This is a genomic window from Pararobbsia silviterrae (assembly GCF_003628125.1).
Classification (GTDB): domain Bacteria; phylum Pseudomonadota; class Gammaproteobacteria; order Burkholderiales; family Burkholderiaceae; genus Pararobbsia; species Pararobbsia silviterrae.
On record NZ_RBZU01000013.1, the window covers coordinates 169,660 to 189,566 of the forward strand.

The following is a 19,907-nucleotide window of genomic DNA, read 5'->3' on the forward strand; positions in this document are numbered from 1 at the left end:
CTTGAGCCAGCGAGTCGCAACGATGCCTCACCGACCTTCGGACCGAATCGAGCAGAAAATGAATCCACGCGTGAGCGAGATTCATGACGGCGAGACGCGCTGGAACGCGGAATATGCCGCGCTTCGACGGCTCTGCCTCGCATCGGAACTCGATGAAGAAGTGAAATGGGGCAAGGCGTGCTACACGTTGAACGGCGGCAACGTGGTGTTGATTCACGGCTTCAAGGACTACTGTGCCTTGCTGTTCATCAAAGGCGCGTTGCTGACGGATCCCAAAGGCATCCTTGTTCAGCAAACGCATAACGTGCAAGCCGCGAGGCAAATCCGGTTTACCTCGCTTGCGGATATCGAACGGCAGAACGCCTCGATCACGGCCTATCTCGGCGAGGCCATTTCCGTCGAGCGATCGGGTGCAAAGGTAGAGATGAAAAGCGCGGCGCAATTCGATGTGCCCGCGGAATTTCAAAAGCGCCTCGATGAGGACCGCGCCTTGGCCGACGCGTTTCACGCGCTTACGCCCGGAAGACAAAAAGCCTATCTGCTGCATTTCGCCGGGGCCAAACAATCGGCCACGCGCGCGGCGCGCGTCGAGAAACATGCGCCGAGAATTCTCAAGGGGCTGGGGCTCGACGACTGACAGCGACCTGGCCGCTACCCGGTAGCGCCTTAAATCCTTGTCACCCCGAGACGCTCAAGCGCTTAGACCATCGCGCCGGCAAGCGCGCAGTCCGCCCGATCGACGAATCGACGAGATGCGCGCCGGCCAACGATCCGATCGACTTAAAACGTCGAGCTGTTGACCGTCGTGAACGTAAAGGCCTTCGTGAAGGCCTGGCCGTTGTAGGTGCCCGTCAGCGAGACCGAATACGTCGTGTTGGGACTCAACGCCAGCGAAGGGAAGGCCACCGCTTGATAGGCCGACAGAATGTGATTCGTGTCCGTCGTCGAATCGACGAGGTTCAGCGTCGTGACCGCATTCGAGGGATCCGTGATCGAGCCCGACTGCAACGTGATCGTGTCGGACGGGCTCGTCCCCGTGATCGCGATCGGCGCCCCCCAGGTCGGACCGCCCACGCCGGGCGCCATCGCGGCATCGAGGCGACCGCCGATATTGACACCCGTCGTGCCCTGGCAGGGGAAGGTCAACGGCGCCGTGCCCGTGACGGCTTGCGCGTTGGCGAGCGATCCGATGCTGTAGACGATCGACGACGCCGTGACGTCGCCCAAACCGATGTCCGTGTTGAGCGAAGCAGCCAGTACGCTGTTATAGACGCCGGCCAGCAAGCTGTTCGCGATCCCGTCGCCGATCACCGTCGTCTGGGTCGGATCCACGGCGTAATACTCGGTGTTGTAGCCCGTCACCGTGATCGACGACGGCATGCCCTGCGCTTCGGCGCGCGTCTGATACGTGTCGCCCGTATATCCCGCATCGGTCGAGGTCTCCGTGGCCTCGTTGATGTCGAGATCGGCGTTGTGCTGCGCGTGCGCGACCGCTGCCGCGTCGAGAATCGTGTTCTCGCGAAAGGCCGAGAGTCCGCAGTGCGTGCGCTGGGTATTCAATTGCGCAAAGATCGCGGCCTCGATGCCCGTGTATTGGGCCGCGCTCAACGTACCGTCAATCGCCGCGGGTGCCGCCTGCGACGACGTCACCGCTGTTCCACTTCCATTCCCGTCACCCCCGCCGCAACCGCCCAGTGCAGCCAGAACCGCCGCCGCTCCGATGGACATCAGGGGATAAAACGCCTTGTTGCTCAGCACGGATACGCCTCCTCGAATGAACACTCCGCTCGAATGAACGGGGTGTTATGTATGTGCTTAACGACATACGATCGGGCGTTCTTTAGCACTATCCTTACAAAAAAATTTAGGCAGCACACCGGGCCGTTCTTTAGGCAGCGCCTTGGTCAACCTGCTTAGTCAGGCTGCTGCTTAGTCGCCCTCCTTAGTCGCCCTCCTCAGTCGCCCTCCTTAGTCAGCCTTCTTAGTCAGCCTTCTTAGTCAGCCTTCTTAGTCAGCCTTCTTAGTCAGCCTTCTTAGTCAGCCTTCTTAGTCAGCCTTCTTAGTCGGCCCCCTTCGTCGGCACCCTTCGTCGACCGCCTTCGTCAGCGCCCTTAAGCAGATCTTTAGGCCCGTCTTTCAGTGGATCCCTAAACGCATCCCTGAACGCATCTCCAAGCGGATCACGAAGCGGCGCTTCGGGCAGCACCCCTCAAGCACGGATGCCCAAAAGCACAAGGGCACGTCCACCGGTATCCCCAATGGAACGTGCCCCTCGTCGTGTCGAAAGACGTGCTTTAAAACAGCTTGGTGAGCGCCGGCACGCTTAACACGGCGACGTAATACCCCATGAATTGCACGCCGGTATTGAACGCAAAGACGCGCGAGAGCAGACCGCCGAACAGCCCCACGGTCAGAATGACGGCGAGCCCGAGCAGTTGTCCTTCCCATACGCTGATCACGACGATCAGCCCGGTGAACGTCGCGATAATGGCTTCGTGACTCAGGCGGCGGGCAACGAACGAGGCCGCGCGATGCGCATGGTTCATCGCAAGCGGATAGGCAATCAGGGCCGCGAGCAACACCGACAGCAGGCCATAGCCGAGAAATTCCCAGCTCGACATGAGCGTGTGAAGGTTGTGGATCTGACCTGTCGCGGCATCGACGGAAAAGCGCGGCGGCGCATTGAAAAGCGGGGCCGCGGGTCCTGCCGAGACCGGGCTCAACGGCAAGCCGAACGCGATGAGCGGAATAAGCGCTTCGGCGATATAGGTCGCTTCAGTCACGCCATTGCGCGCGGCAATGACCGTCGTCAGACGTTGATACGCGTGTTTGATGCGCGCCCCGACGATTTCGCCCATCACGACGGTCGTCGCCACCGGACTGAACACGAATGTCGCGCTGGAGATCGCGGCAGTGCCGACGGTCCAAGCCGCCTGTTGCCGATCGAGCACACGCAGCGGGTTCGGGAAGGTCCCCTTCCAGCCCTTCACATCGGGCGCCAGCGAAAACGTCGAACGCTGCTCGCGACGCATACGACGGCGCTCGACCGGCGAGAGCACCGCGAACAGATCGGCGATCAACGGACCGATCGCGATGCCGAGGAAATAGCTGACGCTCAGCTTGACGCCGTAATGGCCCGTCAATGCCTGCAAGCCGACGATCAGCAACACGAACGGCACAAGCAGCAGAACCGACGCCCAACGGCCCGCGGAAAACCATGCGATACCGACGGCAGCCGCGAGAAACACCCACGGCGCGGCCTTCGTGATGACGCTGCCGAACGGTGCGAGCAGCACGGCGAACAACACGGCCAACGGCACGGCCACGAAAGCGGCCACGATCGCACCCGACACCATCTTGCGCAACGCGATATGCGGCACGCCGAGCGCGCGCAGCGCGGTCGCTTGCTGAAGCAGCGGCGCGGCCATCGTGTCGCCCGGGATGCCGAGCAACGCGGTGGGAATCGCATGTGTCATGTGTTTGGCGACAGCGCCGGACATAAAGAACATGAATACGCCGGCCGGCGGAACGCCCAGCAACACCACAAGCAACGTCAGCGGCGCGATCGTGGTCGTTTCGTCGGTACCGGAAACCAGGCCGATGCCGGAAAAGACAATCGCCCCGATCAGCCCCATGGCGAGCGCGGCGAAGATTTGATGAGCGACTGCACTCATGTGCGCACCCCCTGGTTCGTGCCGTCGACGGAAAGGCGCCCTGCAGCCGACGCCTCGTGCGAAGCAAACAGATCGAGCAGCCCGAGCTCCGACAATTCGGCGCGGGCCGCCGGAGAAAGATCGTCGTTGGAGCCTAAACCGCCGAATTCCGCCGCGAGCTGTTCGAGCACGCGCGTACGTTCCGACGCGTCGCTCGCCTCTTCGACGACATCGCGTTTCGGCTCGAACAGGAACGCGCAAACGGTCCCCGCGATCAAGCAGCCGGCCAGGCCCACGAGCATCGCATACGCGCGCGCGACAGCCGCGTCGGCAACGAACGACGACAGGACATATCGGCCCGCGAAGAACGCTGCGCTGCTGATGCCGACGCCGATCACGATCGACCATCCGAGATGCCGAAGGTCGACGGTGTCGCCCCACACTTCCGCGTAGCGCGCGGAAGTCTCATGCGTGCGGACCGTCGACGCGGCGTGCGCCGTCGCGACGGTTCCGGTATGCCCTCGATACTCTGTCATGCGTCTCCTCCAAAGGCTGGAGTTTTTATCATCGGATGGGTCTGTTTTTCGCCATACCCGGAGCGATTACATCAAGCGTATCGACCGATCACGCACGCGCGAGCCGAGCACGCGCCTGCGTGGCGCGCGCGACATTCGATGAAGTCGGCCTGCCCAACACGTCCGAAATAAATCGGCCCGCATCGATCAGCGCCGGAAGATCGATGCCCGTTGCGATACCGAGTTCATGGCACAGGTACACGACGTCTTCGGTCGCGACGTTGCCCGTCGCGCCGGGAGAATACGGACATCCGCCGATGCCCGATGCCGAGCTGTCGAAAGTCGCGATGCCGGCCTGCAGCGCCGCGTAGATATTGGCGATGGCCATGCCCCACGTATCGTGGAAGTGTCCGGCGAGCGCGCTGACCGGCACGTCTTTCGCGCACGCTTCGATCATCCGGCGCGCCTTGAGCGGTGTACCCGTGCCGATGGTGTCGCCAAGGCTGATCTCGTAGCAGCCCATTTGATAGAGCCGTGTCGCCACCGACGCGACTTGCGCGGCGTCGATCTCGCCTTCGAATGGACAGCCGAGCACGCAGGAGACATAGCCTCGCACGCGTACGCCGGCCGCGATGGCGCGATCGACGACGGGCGCAAAACGCTCGAGGCTTTCCGCGATCGAACAATTGATGTTCTTTTGCGAGAACGTCTCGGACGCCGCCGCGAACACGGCGACTTCGTCGCATTGCGCCGCGAGCGCCGCGTCAAGACCCTTGACGTTGGGCACCAGCGCCGAAAACACGACGCCTTGCCCGCGCGCGATCTCGTGCAGTACCTGCGCGCCGTCGGCCATCTGCGGCACCCACTTCGGCGAGACGAACGCCGCGGCCTCGACCCATTTCACGCCGGCGCCGACGAGGCGTCCGATCCACTCGACCTTCGACGCGGTCGGCACGAACGTCGGTTCGTTCTGCAGGCCGTCGCGCGGTCCGACCTCGACGATCTTGACGCGATCGGGCAGCGCAGCGTCACGCATCGCGGGGCCCTGCGAGCAGCTCTGCCGCGAAATCGGCGCGCACGTCCTTCACCGCGACCATCTTCCTGACGACCCAATCGATCTCGTCGCCCTTCGCGCCCGCCAACATCGCGATATTGCGCGCATGCAGCGCCATATGGCCGCGCTGAATGCCTTCGGTCGCAAGCGCGCGCAAGGCGCCCAGGTTCTGCGCGAGACCCACGGCGACGGCGATTTCACCGAGTTCCTGCGCCGATTTCACATCCATGATCTTCAAAGCGAGCCGTGCGAGCGGATGCGTTTTGGTCGCGCCGCCGACGAGCCCCACCGGCATCGGCATCTCGATCGTGCCGACGAGATCGCCGTTAGCCGCGCGCTCCCACGTCGTCAACGACGTATAGCGGCCGCTGCGGCTCGCGTAAGCATGCGCGCCTGCCTCCACGGCGCGCCAGTCGTTACCGGTCGCGACGATCACGGGATCGATGCCGTTCATGATGCCCTTGTTGTGGGTCGCGGCACGATAGGGGTCGATGGCGGCGAACAGATAGGCGTCGACGACGCCGTTGATCACGTCCTCGCCCGAATATTCTTTCGTGGCGAGCGTATCGGCGGAATACCGCACATGTGCGCGCGCGAGCCGCAGGTCCGCCAGATTGGAGAGGATGCGCAAACGCACCTTGCCGCCCGTGAGCGCTTCGATGCGGCCCGCCACCGATTCGGCCATCGTGTTGACCGTGTTCGCGCCCATCGCGTCGCGTACGTCGACGATCAGGTGCGCGACGACCATCGCGCCGCGCGCCGTGTCGGGGAACACATGCACTTCGATATCCCGGCATCCGCCGCCCAGGCCGATCAGGATCTTGTCGCGACTGTTCGCCAGATCGATCAGTTCCTGTTTGTGCTTCAGGATCGAGAGCCGCGCGCCGTACGGATCGGCCACGTCGACGACCTGCACCTGAGCACGCATCAGCGGGCCGGTGCTCGACGTCTGGAATCCGCCCGCGACGCGCGAGAGCTTCGCCATGAACGAGGCGGCCGCCACGATCGAGGGTTCCTCGACGGCCATCGGCACGATGACGTCTTTCCCGTTGATCTGGAAATAACCCGCGACAGCCAGCGGCAACTCGAACGTGCCGATGACGTTCTCGATCATCCCGTCGGCGACCGCAAGCGGGAGCGCGCCGGGTTGAGCGAGTTGCGCATGCGCCGCGTCGTCGAAACCGACCGCCTTGCTCACGTGATCAAGACGCGCGGCCGGGGAAAGCGCACGGAAATTGGGGAGAGTCGAATCGATGCTCATTGGGTCCTTTGTCTCAGATGCCACAACGCCGTCGGATGGCTTGCGGGGGTCAATCGATGGCCGAATAATAAGCAAGGTGTACCCTTTATAAAGGTACAGTTCTCAACGACAGACACGCAACTGTACCCAAGACAATTCGCCTATTTTGCGGAGCAGCAATGAATAATCGGCGTGAAACGGCCACCCTGTCGGCCTCCATTGCGGACAATCTGGCCAAACAGATCGAGGAAGGGGTGTTGCCGGCAGGTTCCAGATTGCCCTCGATTAGGGAATACGCTGAGGCGGCGGGCTGTTCGAAAAACACCGTGATCAGTGCGTTCGACATCCTGACCGCCAACGGCTTGATCGAACCGCGGCGCGGCTCGGGGTTTTTCGTCGTGCGGCGCGTGATCGCCGCCGAGGAAGCCGAGGAAGCGACGACGCTCAATCGAGCGATGGACATCGTCTGGCTCATGCGCGAGCAGTTGCAGACGAAGCCCGACGTGCTCAATCTCGGCGAAGGTTTCCCCCCTGTCGAATGGCTCGAAGAGACACGCCTCGACCACTACCATCAGCGTGTGGTGCGTACGGGCGTCGCGTCGCTGTTCCGCTATGGGAGTCGGTTCGGCTATCTGCCGTTGAGGCAGTCGCTGCAGCAGAAACTGGCCGGCTACGATATCGACGCGGGCCCATCGCAGATCGTGTTGACGCACGGCGCCAACCAGGCGATGGACATGGTGCTCCGATACTTTGTGCAACCGGGCGACACGGTGCTCGTCGACGACCCTGGCTACTACACGCTGTTCGGGAAGCTCAAGCTGAGCGGTGCAAATATTGTCGGCGTGCAAAGAGAAATCGACGGACCGAATATCCGCCAGTTGGAAGAGCATCTCGTCACGTATCGGCCCAAGTTGTTTTTCACGCAATCGGTGGGTCACAATCCGACCGCGGCCGATACCAGCGCGGCCAAGGCACACCGGATTCTGCAACTGGCCGAACGATACGATCTGACGATCGTCGAGGACGACGCGTTGGCCGATCTACGGCCACGCGCGCTGACGCGCATCGCCACGCTCGATCAGTTGCGGCGCACGATCTATATCGGCAGTTTCGCCAAGTCGGTGTCCGCAGCGTTGCGAGTCGGCTTTATTGCGTGTCATGCGGCGCTCGCGAGCGACCTGGCCGACGTGAAGATGCTCACGCATGTCAGCAGTTCCGAATACTGCGAGCGCACGCTCGATGCGATCATCAGCGACGGCCATTTTCTGCGGCATACGAACCATCTTCAGGAAAAGCTGCGGCGCGCAACCGACACCGCGATCAAGGCGCTCACGCGGCTCGATGCGCACATTTACAAACCGTGCGAGCAGACCCTCTATCTGTGGGCATCGCTGCCCGGGTGGACAGACTCGATGAAACTCGCCGAGGCCCTGATCGAGCGCGGGGTCATTCTCGCGCCGGGCGCGGTCTTCTCCCCCGACGCGGATCAAGTGTCGGCTTACTGCCGCTTCAATGTCGCCTATCTCGCGGACAAGCGCTTCGCGGCGGCATTGCATGCATGCGCGTCGCATGGCGCGCGATGAACGCTTGGCAAGGCGGCTTTCTCTGACCGCGCCTTCGACTCAAGGACGTGCGACCGGGCAATGATTAGGCTGCAACACCCGCCCGCCGAACCGATTGATCGGACGTACGATGCGCGCGGACCAGCGCGGCCCTATTGAACGTTCGCTCGGAAAAACGCAAGCGCCATGTCGTCGAGCTGCCTATGAAACGCGATGCGATCGAAGCCGTTCGCGTCGACACAGAGTTCTGGCACATCGTGCTTCATCGCATCCGAGCATGGTGCAAGAAAGGCAAAATGCGCCGCGTTGGCAACGCGGTGATATTCCGGTCTTTGAGGAAGGGTATCAGCGAGTGCGGGCGTGTTGCGGGGAAGCACGCCGTCACCGCCGAACTCGGACGCCCAGAGCTGAATCGGCGCCTTGATGTTCTTCAGGCTCTCCGCGGTCGGGAATACGTTGAGCGGGTCCGCCAGGACGAAGGCTTTGATCCGTGCGTCGTGCGTCAGGGGGCCGACTGAGACCTCTTGACGCTGAAGTTGTTCGCAAATCGGCGCGTTCGGATCGGTGCACGGAACATCGGCGTGCAGGAAGTCGGGGATGCCGCCGGCCAGCACCAATCCGGTGTAGCCGCCCCGCGAAAAGCCGAAAAATCCGATCCGTTGCGGATCGATATTGGCCGCGTCGGGCGCGGCGCTCAACATGTAGTCGATGAGACGTTTGATGTCGGTGGGCCGTTCGACGAACTCGGACAGCTCGCCCGCGCGACTCATATCGGAGAATGTATCCCCGGGATGATTGATTGCCGCGACGACAAAACCCGCGTCGGCCAGCGTCTCGGCGAGATCATGGTGACCGAGGTAGGATCCGCCGTGGCCATGTGAAATGACGATCAGAGGGTGCTTGCCGCCCACGGTCGGGCAATCGCGCTGCCCTTTGAGGACATATGGCCCGATCCGTACTTCCGAGGCAGGCATCGAGCATGGGGTCCACACCATGGCCTTCAGCGCCGGGCCCTCGGCGTCGGACGGGATTTGCACGACCTTGATTCCCGCGGCATGAGCGAGTGTCGTCAAGAAGCACAATAGAACAGCCGATATGAGCGTTTTCATTGCGTCTCGGGCGTGGAGTTGGGTTTGCTTTCAATACCGTAACAAGCGATTTCCAAGCAAAACTTCAAGAAGCTGAATTCGACTGCGCGCCGATTTTATTCTCTTACGGGAAGCGCTGGAATTCGGACGGTGAGTCGCTCATGTGTCCCGCGTCCACTCACGCAAGCAGTCGCAATGTGCCGGCGGCCCGATGCGGACCTCGATCGTCGACCCCTCCCCTCGACTGCCGCTTGGATGCCGCATATCGCAATGACCGCTTCTAGGGCGCAACGAAAGTTTGCTTCGTCTAGTCGAGCGGCCACTTTCGTCGCACTGAATCGGGCACGATGCGAAGCCGACGACGAACGCCTTCAATGCGCGCTCAGAAGCCGGCACTCGCGAGGTGGTCGGCAAGTGAGCGGGCTGAAGCGCTCATATGGTCTCGAACTCGGGTGCAGACCGACAGCTTGCGGACTGCCCAGTCGTCGGCCAGACGAACGGCCCCTAGCTTCATAAGCTGACGACAATGACGAATTGTCGTTTCCGGCACGATCCCGATGCCAACGCCGCCTGCCGCCATGCGACAAATGCCTTCGAACGTTCGGGTCCGCACGCGAATCTTGAGCCGTCCGCCGGCGATATGAGCCCGCCCGTCGAGATTGTCCTGCAAGGCGCCGTCTGCCAGCCCGATAAAGTGCTCGTGCAAGATATCGGTGAAAAAGACTTCCTCCCGCAATAGCAGGGGATGATCCGGCGACGCCACGACGACCAGCCGGTCGACGACAAAAGGTCGCAGTTGCAAGCCTTCCGTGCTAACTGTATCCGAGACAATTCCAATTTCCGTGAGCCCGTTCGTGAGCGCCCTGACGACTTCCGCGCTCTGCCGTTCCTTCAGTTCGACATCGATATGCGGATGCAATGCCATCCAGGTCGCGAGACGGTCCGGTAAGTGCTCGGTGATCGCCGCAGTCGGCGCCATCAGCGGCACCACCGTCCTGACGCCTTGCGCGTGCTCATCCAGCTCATTCCGCATCTGTGCCATCTGACGTTGAATCAGCATGGCGTGGTGGGCAAGCGCTTCACCGGCGTGGGTGGGCGTGACGCCGCGCCGGCCACGGTCCAAAAGCGTCACACCGCTTTCGATCTCCATATCGCGCAAGCGTTGGCTGGCGGCCGGCAGCGAAAGGCCTGCCGCTTCTGCCCCATGCGTAATACTGCCGGCGTCCAGGACGGCCAGAAATAGACGGAGGTCAACGAGATCGAAACGCATGCCGGTAAAGGTATCAAAGATTGTGACTTAGGATCGGCGAAAGGCTTCCTGCAAATAATCCGAATTGCGCCTTTCAAGCGATGCCGCAAACATGCGGCCTATCCGTCTTTCAGGTTAGCAGGAGTGCGCATGTTGCTGGGAACTCGCGAGATGAGCGGCGAAGGACTCGCTTCCGCCCAACGTTTTTTGGCGGCCGCCGCCATCATGCTGGGTATCTTGATGGGGGCGCTCGACAGTTCGATCGTCAACATCGCGCTGCCCGACATTGCCGGTGCGTTAAAGACTGACCGTGCATCCGTGGTCTGGGTGGCCAACAGCTATCAACTTGCGAGCGCTGTCTCCATGTTGATCTTTGCAGGTCTTGCGCGAGAACTGGGTCAGCGGAATGTGTTTGGGGCAGGCGTCATCGTATTCACGATGTCCTCGCTGGGCTGTGCGATGGCCGGGTCAATCGGCATCCTTGTGACGATGCGTGCGTTGCAAGGCATCGGCTATGCCGCGATGGTCACCGTCGGACTCGGTCTGTATCGGGTGATTTTCCCGCCGAGATCGCTGAGTGTCGTGCTGGGATGGAATGCGCTTGCCGTGTCGTTCGGCACGACGATCGGGCCGGTCGGAGGCGGGTTGATCATTTCCCATTTCTCGTGGCCGTGGTTATTTCTGATTAACCTGCCGCTGGGGGTCGTCACGATCTTTTATACCTATCGCTTTTTGCCGCTCGACGCGGGGCGCGCGACGGGATTCGACTTCATTGGCGCGTTGCTGTCGGCGATGGCATTGAGCGGATTGGTGGTGGGCGTGGACCAGTTGGGTCGTTGGCGCATCGCGCACCTTGCGCTTATCTTCGTACTGACCGTGCTTGTCGCCGCTTTATGGATCGACTGGCAAAAGCGGGCCGAGACGCCGCTTGTACCGCTCGAGATTTTCCGATCCCGCCGTTTCTCGATGGCGATTTTCTCATCGTTGTGCATGTTCACTGCGCAAGGGCTCGCGATGGTGGCGTTGCCGTTCGTGCTGCAGCACGACTATGGCTACGGCGTGTTGCAATCGGCGTTCCTGTTTATGCCCTGGCCGCTTGCCGTGCTCGTGGTCGCGCCGATAGCGGGCAAGCTTGCGACACGGATCAGCGGCACGCTGTTGTCATCGGTCGGTGTAATGGTGATGTCGGTCGGCCTCGGGGCGATCGCCTTCCTGCCCGCCCGGATATCCGTCGGCACACTCCTCTGGCCGATTGGTCTATGCGGGATCGGGTATGGGCTATTTCTCCCGCCGAACAACAGCGAGATACTCAGCAACGTGCCCAAGACGCTATCGTCTGTTGGCTCGGGGGTGCTTTCGACCGCGAAGACGATCGGGCAATCGCTGGGGACGGCCTTGGTGGCCGCGACCTTCGCGATGGTGTCGGAAGCGGGCGGGCAAGACGTGACGTTCGCTCGCGTGTCCTTCATGATCGCAGGCGCTGTCGCCGTGGTATCGAGTATGGTCAGCGTCGCGCGCATTCATCGATAGTCGAGATGTCCGGCTGCCAAGCTGCAAGTGTTCTGTCAAGGCCCGCGCCAAATTCGAAAACGGAGGGTCCGCTAAAGAGCGGAGAAATGGCAAACGACCTTGGGGGAACCGACACTGGGTCAAATCCTGCACTAATCCAGGGCCCCGTATTTGCCTTGTCACAAGGCTTCCGCGGTGACGGTCACATAGAGATCAGCGAGCCGGTCGTCTTCGTCAAACGTCAACCTGTAAAGTGTTTGATAGCCCGCGTGAACGCCCCTGCACGCCATTACCTTAAACGGCTTAGGCTGTCGATTGAACGGCTCTCGCGTGATCGCCATAAACAGATCGTTCTCGGCTTTTCGATCTTCAGCGCACGGGTCTCCCACGATTGCGAGGACATTCTTCAAGTTGAGCCGCTCGTCCGACGGCGAAAACCAGATTCGCAAGACTGCTTGCTCGATGTGGCCGCGACTGTCGACAAATCGCATGAGATCGCCTTGGACTTTCATCGCGGGAACAAGCCCGGAAAAATCGCTGATCCTATATCTATAGGACGGCAAGCTCTTTTCTTTGTGCTCAAAGAGCGGCGATCCCGCTTCGTTGAAGAACATCTTGATGTCGTGCGCGCCCAGCACCTGTTTCATGGTATCAGCGGCGTAAAAATCATCACGCATCAGGATGTCGTTGTTTACGATCAGGGCGACATTCGCAACAAGCGCCTCCGGATCCTTAGGTTCGACGGCGTGCGAGTACGGCGAAGCGCATGCGTGGAGAACGAACGTACTCAAGGCAAACAGCCCCATGAGAAGCGTCTCACGCATGCCCGTTTTTTTCATTTTTTTGTTCACTCGTCTGTGTCGAACACGATTCTCACCGCTCCGGTGGCGTCGACCTTTTTAGCTTGACGGTCTTCAAACCAGGGGCATCGCTCGCTAACGACGGCGAAACGTGCAGCGCATCGTCGGGTGCCCAGCGTATCGCAAGCCATCACGGCACATTCTCGCCAGACATTAGCCTACACGGAACCGCTCGACGTTCGCGCGCAAATCCTCTGCCTGTGATTGCAGCGAAAGCGCGGCCGCGGCAGCCTGCTCAACAAGCGCCGCGTTTTGCTGAGTGACCGAGTCCATCTGTGTGACTGCCTGACTAACCTGAACAATCCCCTTGCTTTGCTCGAGGGATGCCGCTGAAATCTCATTCACGATATCGCTTACGCGCTTCACGGACTGAACGATTTCATCCATCGTCGCACCCGCTGTGTCCACGTGCCCAGCTCCGAGCTTCACGCGATCGACCGAGTGCTGAATCAGTACCTTGATCTCCTTGGCGGCGATTGCGGAGCGCTGCGCAAGCGAGCGCACCTCGGCAGCGACAACTGCGAACCCGCGGCCCTCTTCACCCGCTCTAGCCGCTTCCACCGCGGCATTGAGCGCAAGGATATTGGTCTGAAATGCAATACTTTCGATGGTGCCGACGATGCTGGCAATCTGGTCCGAACCCGCGTTGATTCCGGTCATGGTCTCGACGACCTGCTGCACGACGTTGCCTCCGCGCCGTGCGGCTTCAAGCGCTTGGGTGGCAATATTACTTGCCTGGCGTGCGTTATCCGCGTTGTGGTTGACCGTCGACGTCAGCTCATCCATGCTCGACGCGGTCTCCTCCAACGCCGCAGCTTGTTCTTCAGTGCGCTGTGAGAGATCTTGATTGCCGGCGGCAATTTCGCTAGTGGCCGACGCTATCGATGCGCTCGAAGATCGGATGCCACGAATCATCATCGCCAACTGCTCCTGCATGCACTTCATCGAGTACATGAGACTGCTGCTGTCGCCCTGCGTTGTCTCAACCCTGACGGTCAGGTCGTTGTCGGCGATACGCCCGGCGATTGACATCGCTTGCGCAGGGTCTCCGCCGAGTTGGACCAAGATGCTACGGTTAATCCAGATTACGACACCGGCGAGCAGCACAGCGGCAACGAGCAGGAATCCGAGGCTCTTGTAAAGCGACGCATGAAACGCCGCATCAATGTCGTCCGTGTAGGCGCCGGTCTGAAGAATCCAGTCCCACGGCGCGTAGTAGCCCGAATAGGACACTTTCGGCGAAATTTCATTGGTGGGTGGCTTCGAAAACACGTAGCTGACGAAGCCCTGACCGTCGCGCTTGATGATGTCTACGGTATTCCGGTATAGCGGGACACCATTCGCATCTTTATAGTCACCGACCTCCTTGCCATCCATCTCGGGATGGATGGGATGCATGATGATCGCCGGCTCCGTACTGAGAATGGTGAAGTACCCGGTACCGTGGCCGTAGCGGATCGCCTTGATCGCCGCGAGCGCCTCGCTTTTGGCCTGATCTACCGTCATCGCACCTGACGCCGCCTGATCGCCGTAACGTTTCGTAATCGCCAGTGCAATTTCGGTCGCGTGAATCAGATCTGTTTTTCTTTCCTCGAATCGAACCGTGCGTGATTGCCAGGCGTCGGCAACGGCGATAAGGGTCATGAACGCTAAGCTCAGTGCGAGCGGTGCCCATAACTTCTGGGCAAAAGACAGTTTCATGACGACTCCAGTAGGTGGCCACCCGTGCATTACGGCATTCAAGCTTGAAACTTGAACCATCCAGAGGGCGAACCGCGATCTGACACCCCCATTCCAAGGCAGGTCAAAATTGCACACACGGCCGTCGAGTTGATTCGGAGCAAATTGCTTGGCGCGAGGGGCGAGGCAATCGGCCTGCACTCGGACGGCTGTGCGTATTGGGTACAACCGCAACGCAGTGGCTGCGACGGTGTCCCACGCGTTGCACTCAGTCCAAACAGGTCGCCAGGTCGGGGGCAATAATAGATCGTGACGAAGCAGCACACGGTGAGTCGTGTCGGTAACCCTGCCAGTCACACCTCATCCGACTCGACGAACGCGGGGTGGTCACTTTCGTGCAGGCCGTGATGTCTTTATCTTGCGAGCCCGGGTCACCGGGCCGCCGTAGCCTCAAACATCGGTAGGCGCCACGACGACCGGCGCTCGAATACCGTACGCCTCAGACGCGAGCAGGCGCCTCGAATGCCTCGAGTGCCTCGCGAACGCGCTGGACGACGTGACCCCATCCTTCGCCGATACCCTGACGGAACAGGCGCGCTGACGGATACCACGGGCTGTCGGTGCGATCGTGTTGCCAGCGCCAGTCGGGAACTGCGGGCAGCAACACCCACACGGGCTTGCCGAGCGCGCCCGAGAGATGGGCGAGCGAAGTGTCGACCGTGATCACGAGATCCAGATTGTCGACGAGCGCCGCTGTTTCGGCGAAGTCGGTTAGCGCTTCGCCGAAATGAACGATCTCGGGGTGCGCAGCGAGCGTGGCGTGATCGTCCGCGCGCATATCTTTCTGCACGATGAAGAGATCACCAAACTCAGTCAGCGAAGCCAGCGTGGCGAGGTCGATTGACCGCTCGAGATCACCCTTGTGCTTGGGATTTCCGGTGCACGCCAGACCGATCCGCAGTCTGCCTTTCAATCCGCCGAGCCGGGCAGCCCAGGACTGAACTCGAGTCGGATCGGTCTTGAGGTAGCGCGGCGCAAACGGAATCGTATCTTCGGCAGTTGCAAATGCGAGCGGAAGGCTCATCAGCGGGGTCGCAAAGTCGCATTCGGGCGCTCGTTCGTCGGATCCGATCACGTAGGCCATGCCCTTGAAACTTTCCGCCATCAAACGTTTCAACGCCGGTTGCACTTCGAGCACGACTGCCGCGCCCAGAGCGGCGACCATGATCGCGTAGCGGCTGAACTGGATCGTGTCGCCGAGCCCTTGTTCTTGCCAGAGCACGATGCGTTTTCCGCGCAGATCCTCGTGGCCGAGCCAGAGCTTCAGGTGGCGGTGACGCGGTGTGCCGAAGCGATTCATCAGCCATCTGACCTGATACCGTTCCCAACCCGATTCGTAGCTGCCGGCGCGCAGGTCGAGCAGCGCGGCGTTCCAGCGCGCAGCGGGCGATTCGGGGCCCAGCGCCACCGCCCGGTCCGACGCAGCCTTCGCCTCGGTGCGCCTGCCGAGGGCTTCGAGGGCATTCGCCATATTGATCCACGCGGCAATGAAGCCGGGATCGATCGCGAGTGCCTGCTCGAATGATTTCAACGCTTCACCGGGGTGGCGCAGGGCGACGAGCAGGTTGCCCCGGTTGTTCAGCGCGTGTTTGTTGCCGGAATCGATCGACAGCGCGCGCTCGATACCTTGGAGCGCTTCGATGTTGCGGCGTGCCTGCGAGAGCGTCGACGCGCGACCGAGTATGGCGTTCATATGATTCGGATCGACGGCGAGCACGTGGTCATAGCATGCCATCGCCTGATCGATCTGATCGAGAAGTCGGAGTGCTTCACCGCGATGGCTGATCGCGCTCAGACTCGCGGGGTCGATCGCAATCGCCTTGTCGAAGCTCGACAGGGCGTCGTGGGGGCACTCGAGCGCGATCTGCGTGATGCCGCGTTCGATCCAGGCGATAAAGCAGCGCGGGTCGACTTCGATGGCGCGGTCCATACCTGCTATCGCTTCGTGCAACTGTCCGAGTCGCCTGAGTGCGATGCCGAGCATCACGTGGGCGAGCGGGGCGCAAGGTTCGATCGCAATCGTTTCGCGCAGTCGCGCCACGGCATTTTCCGGCCGCGCCAGGCTGAGCAGGCACAGACATGATTGATAGAGCGCGCGTGTGTTCCGTGGCTGCGCGGCCAGTATCGTTTCGTACACCGCCAGCGCCTGTTCGAATTCACCTTGTGCTTCGAGGCGCAGTGCGGTGTCGAATAGGTCTGACCGTGCTGCGTCCGTTGGTTGACTTTCGGGAAGCTTACGCGCACCGGGCGCGGGTCGGGCATCGGCCGCTGTCAAACCGTCGTGGTCAGGCGCCATGGAAGCTTCGCTTGCTGGGGCGACGACGCGGGGTTCGTTTTGCTGAGTGCGGCTGTCGGACATGAGGCCAGATTGTTAGGTGACGTCAAACGGAGTGTCGGCGAACGCAGTGACGGCGGAAAGCGACCTCAATTATCCAATGCTTCGGCGTTTTGCCGCGTGTCTCTTGCGAAGTGTTCCTTTTCGCGCCGGGTATTCGTGCTTCACCCCCGCGCAGCGCGTGATGGGCATGCCGTTAGTCAAACGCCATAGTTTGGCCGCGCGCCTGAGCCTCGAGATGTCCACGCTTCGCATGCGTCCTCGTTGAGCTCAACAACAGTCATTCGTTGGCGTGCGTACGAGCGACTACTTGTGGCCGATCTCGGTCCGACGCGACCGATACAAGTCGACCCTCATGAGACGCTCGGTCAACGGTGGCGTTTATCCGCTCTCTAACGGCTCGGGAACGTTCGCGCCCGGCGAGCCGCCAATCCCCATGCACGCCCCTCGTACACTTCGACGGCGGAGGCGCGCGTTCAGCGCAGCACGTTCCGTGATTTTTCTTCGATGCGAAGGCATCCGACATACAGGTGCCGCGTTGTCCCTTCGACAATGTCTCTTGCACGCAGGATGGGAGCTTCGCCTGTGTATGCGGGTATGGGCGTGACGTCCCACTCACACGAACGTCGACGATGATGCTTTGTTGACTCGACTTCCACACGCTCAGATTCCGTAGTGACGGGGAAGTTACGCCCGATCACGAGGGAGTCGAAAATCCACGTCAGACGGACGTAAACGTTAGTAAAAGATCGAAACAGAAGTGCCACGCCACCGTCACCGACAGCGCAAAGAATCCAGCTCTTTCATAAAAAGAAACACAAAAAGAGATGAATTCCTACCCTGCTTCTCCAGTAGTGCTCGGTTCGATCCTCGCGGCTGCATGTCTGGTGGCGGCGTGTGGCGGGTCTTCCTCGTCGCCTTCATCGACTCAGTCGGCGCCGAGTTCGTTCGCCGCGGGAAACCTCGTGGTGGCTCGTTCGGTTTATAACTCCTCGCTGGTCGTCAATGGCGCGCTGCCCTACAACGGCAATGAGACGACGCCCGCAGTATCGACCGTGACCGCGGTGTCGCCCGGCACCTTTCCGAACGTTTTCACCAACGATGCAAACGATGCGGACTTCGGTGTCACGACCGACATGTATCTCGATCAATGGACACCGACGGGAACCAGCGCGTCGCAGTCTTTGAACGTGACCGCAACCGCTGCAGCGGCATCCGTGCCAGAGAATTTCACGGTGAGTTTCGCCTCCCAATCCGGCATGGGCTTGAATGTGTCGCAGGACGGAAAGTCGCTGGTGTTCATGGGCTATAACTCGCCGATCAACCAACTCGACGTGTCCAACTCGAATACGCCCGACGTGGTGGATCCGACCAATCCCGACTTTCAGACTGCAACATATCGCACCGTCGCGCAGCTGAATTTCTCAACTGGCGCATTGTCGTTCACGCATACCGATGCCTATAGCGGCGACGATGCTCGGTCTGCGACGTTGGCGAATGGCATGTTCTACATGGTCGGCGCGGCGGGCAACTCAGGCTCGAGTCCGAATCCGACCTATGGTGAATATGACATCTTATCGATGGATACGGGTCTTCAGAGCATCGCTCCGGGCAGTACGTGCGCCTATACGCAGGTTATCGGCACGTTTTATAGCGGTAACAGCAGCACCTACGCGCCGGCGGCGACGGGTACGTGCGCGATGGGCGTGATCACTGACGCCTTATCGGCCACCACGTACGCAAAGAAGACGAGCATGGGTGGCAATCAATTTGGGTTCTCGCTCGCGAACCTAACGGGTCAGACTTTCGATAAGTCGAGTAAGGACGATAATTTCCGCGGCATGTTCGTCGACGCGAAGGGCACGATGTACGTGTCGAAGGATAGCGGCAGCAACGGGGTCGATACGGTTTATCAGGTTGGCTCAACCGGTGCGCTGGCAAATGGCGCGACGCTTGCGCAGAACACGGCGATTTCGATCGTGCCGGGTTTTCCGACTTCGACTATGACAGCCGGTGACACTGAGACTTCGTTTCCGAATCCTTGGACGCTCGCTACGGGCGTCGGCTTTCCGTCGAGCATGTGGGTCCCGTCGAATAACACCAATCTGATGTTCGTTGCTGACGAAGGCGACTACGGTGACAGCGGTACGGTCGCGTATGCGCCGAACGGCAGCGGTGGCTTGTGGGTCTATTTGAATCAAGCCGGCACGTGGAGCCCGATCGCGCATTTGACCGCTGGGTTGAATCTCGGGGTGGCTTATACGGTGACTGATGCTGTGGGCACATATGGCACAGTGGGCGCGATCTATACGACCACGCCCGAAGGGCTGCGGCATGTGACGGGGCGGATTAACAGCGATGGCTCGTACACGCTTTACGCAACCACTTCGACGATCGGCAATAGCACGAGCACAGCGTTCGATGCGGGCGCGGATTCGAATCAGCTCGTTAAGATCACTGTGAATGTGAGCGGCTCGACCGTGACGACTAATGGCTTCTCGGTGATGGAAACGGCACCGTTTGGGCAAGTGTTGCGGGGGGTGGCTGTGGTGCCGAGTGGGTCGTAAAAGCGCGTGGTGCGTTGGGAACCCATCGCACCATTTTGACGATCGGAACTTGACCTCTTAGAGCCGCCCATTGGCGGCAATGAGATCGAACCTGGAAGAATCGAAACTGCATCCGCACCACTGAAGAGCGCCGTCTTGACGACAGCGTCGTGATCGTCAATCGCCGATCCGAAGCTGATCCGCCACGACCCGCAGCATCAGCTCGTCGATGCTGTTGATCGCGTGATCAGCGATGCGCGCATGCACGAAGCCCAGATAGGCTTCGGGGCGATGCCGTTGAGTTTGGCCGTGCCGACGAGGCTATAAATGGCGGCCGCGCGTTCGCCACCCGAGTCGGAACCCCGCCCTGTGCGGGGTTTTGGCTTTTTGCGATCACGGCCGACGAATGGCATTGTGATTATTGTGCTTCTCGTCGCGTCCCGAAGGCACGCTCAGCACGAAACGAAGCGAATTTCCTTCATCAGAGTGCCGAGCGTGTGTCCCCCGCGAGTTATAGCTCTGGCTTACGGAGTCGGTGTGATTTTGCGAATGTCGA

At 60.8% G+C, this 19,907-nt stretch carries 14 protein-coding genes and 1 pseudogene; 4 read left to right on the top strand and 11 right to left on the bottom strand.

The annotated features are described in order from the left end of the window. The first annotated feature begins 58 nt into the window (after window positions 1–58). Window positions 59–637 carry a YdeI/OmpD-associated family protein gene (locus D7S86_RS23740; RefSeq protein WP_121090026.1) on the top strand — a complete coding sequence of 193 codons (579 nt, stop codon included), beginning with the start codon at window positions 59–61 and terminating at the stop codon, window positions 635–637. Between the two features lie 143 nt (window positions 638–780). Here the strand turns inward: D7S86_RS23740 and D7S86_RS23745 are convergent, their stop codons facing one another. The 5 genes from D7S86_RS23745 to D7S86_RS23765 all read right to left on the bottom strand — a co-directional run bounded on the left by D7S86_RS23745 (window position 781) and on the right by D7S86_RS23765 (window position 6,483). After that, entirely contained in the window at window positions 781–1,650 is an 870-nt protein-coding gene (locus D7S86_RS23745; protein ID WP_121090028.1) for a spore germination YkwD domain-containing protein, read from the bottom strand. 644 nt (window positions 1,651–2,294) lie between these two features. Beyond that, entirely contained in the window at window positions 2,295–3,674 is a 1,380-nt protein-coding gene (locus D7S86_RS23750; protein ID WP_121090030.1) for a tripartite tricarboxylate transporter permease, read from the bottom strand. Beyond that, on the bottom strand, window positions 3,671–4,189 hold the full coding sequence (locus tag D7S86_RS23755; RefSeq protein ID WP_240648379.1) for a hypothetical protein: 519 nt from the start codon (window positions 4,187–4,189) through the stop codon (window positions 3,671–3,673). Before D7S86_RS23755 ends, D7S86_RS23750 begins: the two co-directional genes overlap by 4 nt. Window positions 4,190–4,277: 88 nt before the next feature. Beyond that, on the bottom strand, window positions 4,278–5,204 hold the full coding sequence (locus D7S86_RS23760) for a hydroxymethylglutaryl-CoA lyase (RefSeq protein WP_121090032.1): 927 nt from the start codon (window positions 5,202–5,204) through the stop codon (window positions 4,278–4,280). Further along, entirely contained in the window at window positions 5,197–6,483 is a 1,287-nt protein-coding gene (locus tag D7S86_RS23765) for a hydroxymethylglutaryl-CoA reductase, degradative (RefSeq protein ID WP_121090034.1), read from the bottom strand. Before D7S86_RS23765 ends, D7S86_RS23760 begins: the two co-directional genes overlap by 8 nt. Window positions 6,484–6,641: 158 nt before the next feature. Here D7S86_RS23765 and D7S86_RS23770 point away from each other — a divergent pair, with 158 nt between their 5' ends. Then, window positions 6,642–8,045, top strand: coding sequence for an aminotransferase-like domain-containing protein (locus D7S86_RS23770; RefSeq protein ID WP_121090036.1), 1,404 nt, complete (start codon window positions 6,642–6,644; stop codon window positions 8,043–8,045). Between the two features lie 131 nt (window positions 8,046–8,176). On the opposite strand, the gene D7S86_RS23775 is transcribed toward D7S86_RS23770, so the two are convergent. Both D7S86_RS23775 and D7S86_RS23780 read right to left on the bottom strand, forming a co-directional pair. Further along, window positions 8,177–9,133, bottom strand: coding sequence for an alpha/beta hydrolase family protein (locus tag D7S86_RS23775; protein ID WP_121090038.1), 957 nt, complete (start codon window positions 9,131–9,133; stop codon window positions 8,177–8,179). 361 nt (window positions 9,134–9,494) lie between these two features. Then, complete coding sequence (locus tag D7S86_RS23780; protein WP_121090040.1) at window positions 9,495–10,382, bottom strand: LysR family transcriptional regulator; 888 nt, start codon at window positions 10,380–10,382, stop codon at window positions 9,495–9,497. A gap of 129 nt (window positions 10,383–10,511) precedes the next feature. On the opposite strand from D7S86_RS23780, the gene D7S86_RS23785 reads away from it, so the two are divergent. After that, complete coding sequence (locus D7S86_RS23785) at window positions 10,512–11,891, top strand: DHA2 family efflux MFS transporter permease subunit (protein WP_121090042.1); 1,380 nt, start codon at window positions 10,512–10,514, stop codon at window positions 11,889–11,891. 158 nt (window positions 11,892–12,049) lie between these two features. On the opposite strand, the gene D7S86_RS23790 is transcribed toward D7S86_RS23785, so the two are convergent. The 3 genes from D7S86_RS23790 to D7S86_RS23800 all read right to left on the bottom strand — a co-directional run bounded on the left by D7S86_RS23790 (window position 12,050) and on the right by D7S86_RS23800 (window position 16,829). After that, complete coding sequence (locus D7S86_RS23790; protein ID WP_121090044.1) at window positions 12,050–12,709, bottom strand: hypothetical protein; 660 nt, start codon at window positions 12,707–12,709, stop codon at window positions 12,050–12,052. Window positions 12,710–12,883: 174 nt separating this feature from the next. Then, window positions 12,884–14,431 carry a methyl-accepting chemotaxis protein gene (locus tag D7S86_RS23795; protein WP_121090096.1) on the bottom strand — a complete coding sequence of 516 codons (1,548 nt, stop codon included), beginning with the start codon at window positions 14,429–14,431 and terminating at the stop codon, window positions 12,884–12,886. A gap of 478 nt (window positions 14,432–14,909) precedes the next feature. Beyond that, complete coding sequence (locus tag D7S86_RS23800) at window positions 14,910–16,829, bottom strand: tetratricopeptide repeat protein (protein ID WP_121090046.1); 1,920 nt, start codon at window positions 16,827–16,829, stop codon at window positions 14,910–14,912. Window positions 16,830–17,632: 803 nt separating this feature from the next. Between D7S86_RS23800 and D7S86_RS23805 the strand changes: the two genes are divergently transcribed. Continuing rightward, window positions 17,633–19,372 (top strand): hypothetical protein, encoded by a 1,740-nt coding sequence (locus D7S86_RS23805; RefSeq protein WP_147432448.1) that lies wholly within the window; start codon window positions 17,633–17,635, stop codon window positions 19,370–19,372. A 156-nt stretch (window positions 19,373–19,528) separates the two neighbouring features. Here D7S86_RS23805 and D7S86_RS23810 read toward each other — a convergent pair. Continuing rightward, window positions 19,529–19,713 (bottom strand): annotated as a pseudogene (locus tag D7S86_RS23810) (transposase domain-containing protein); the annotation flags it as partial. Between the last annotated feature and the right edge of the window lie 194 nt (window positions 19,714–19,907).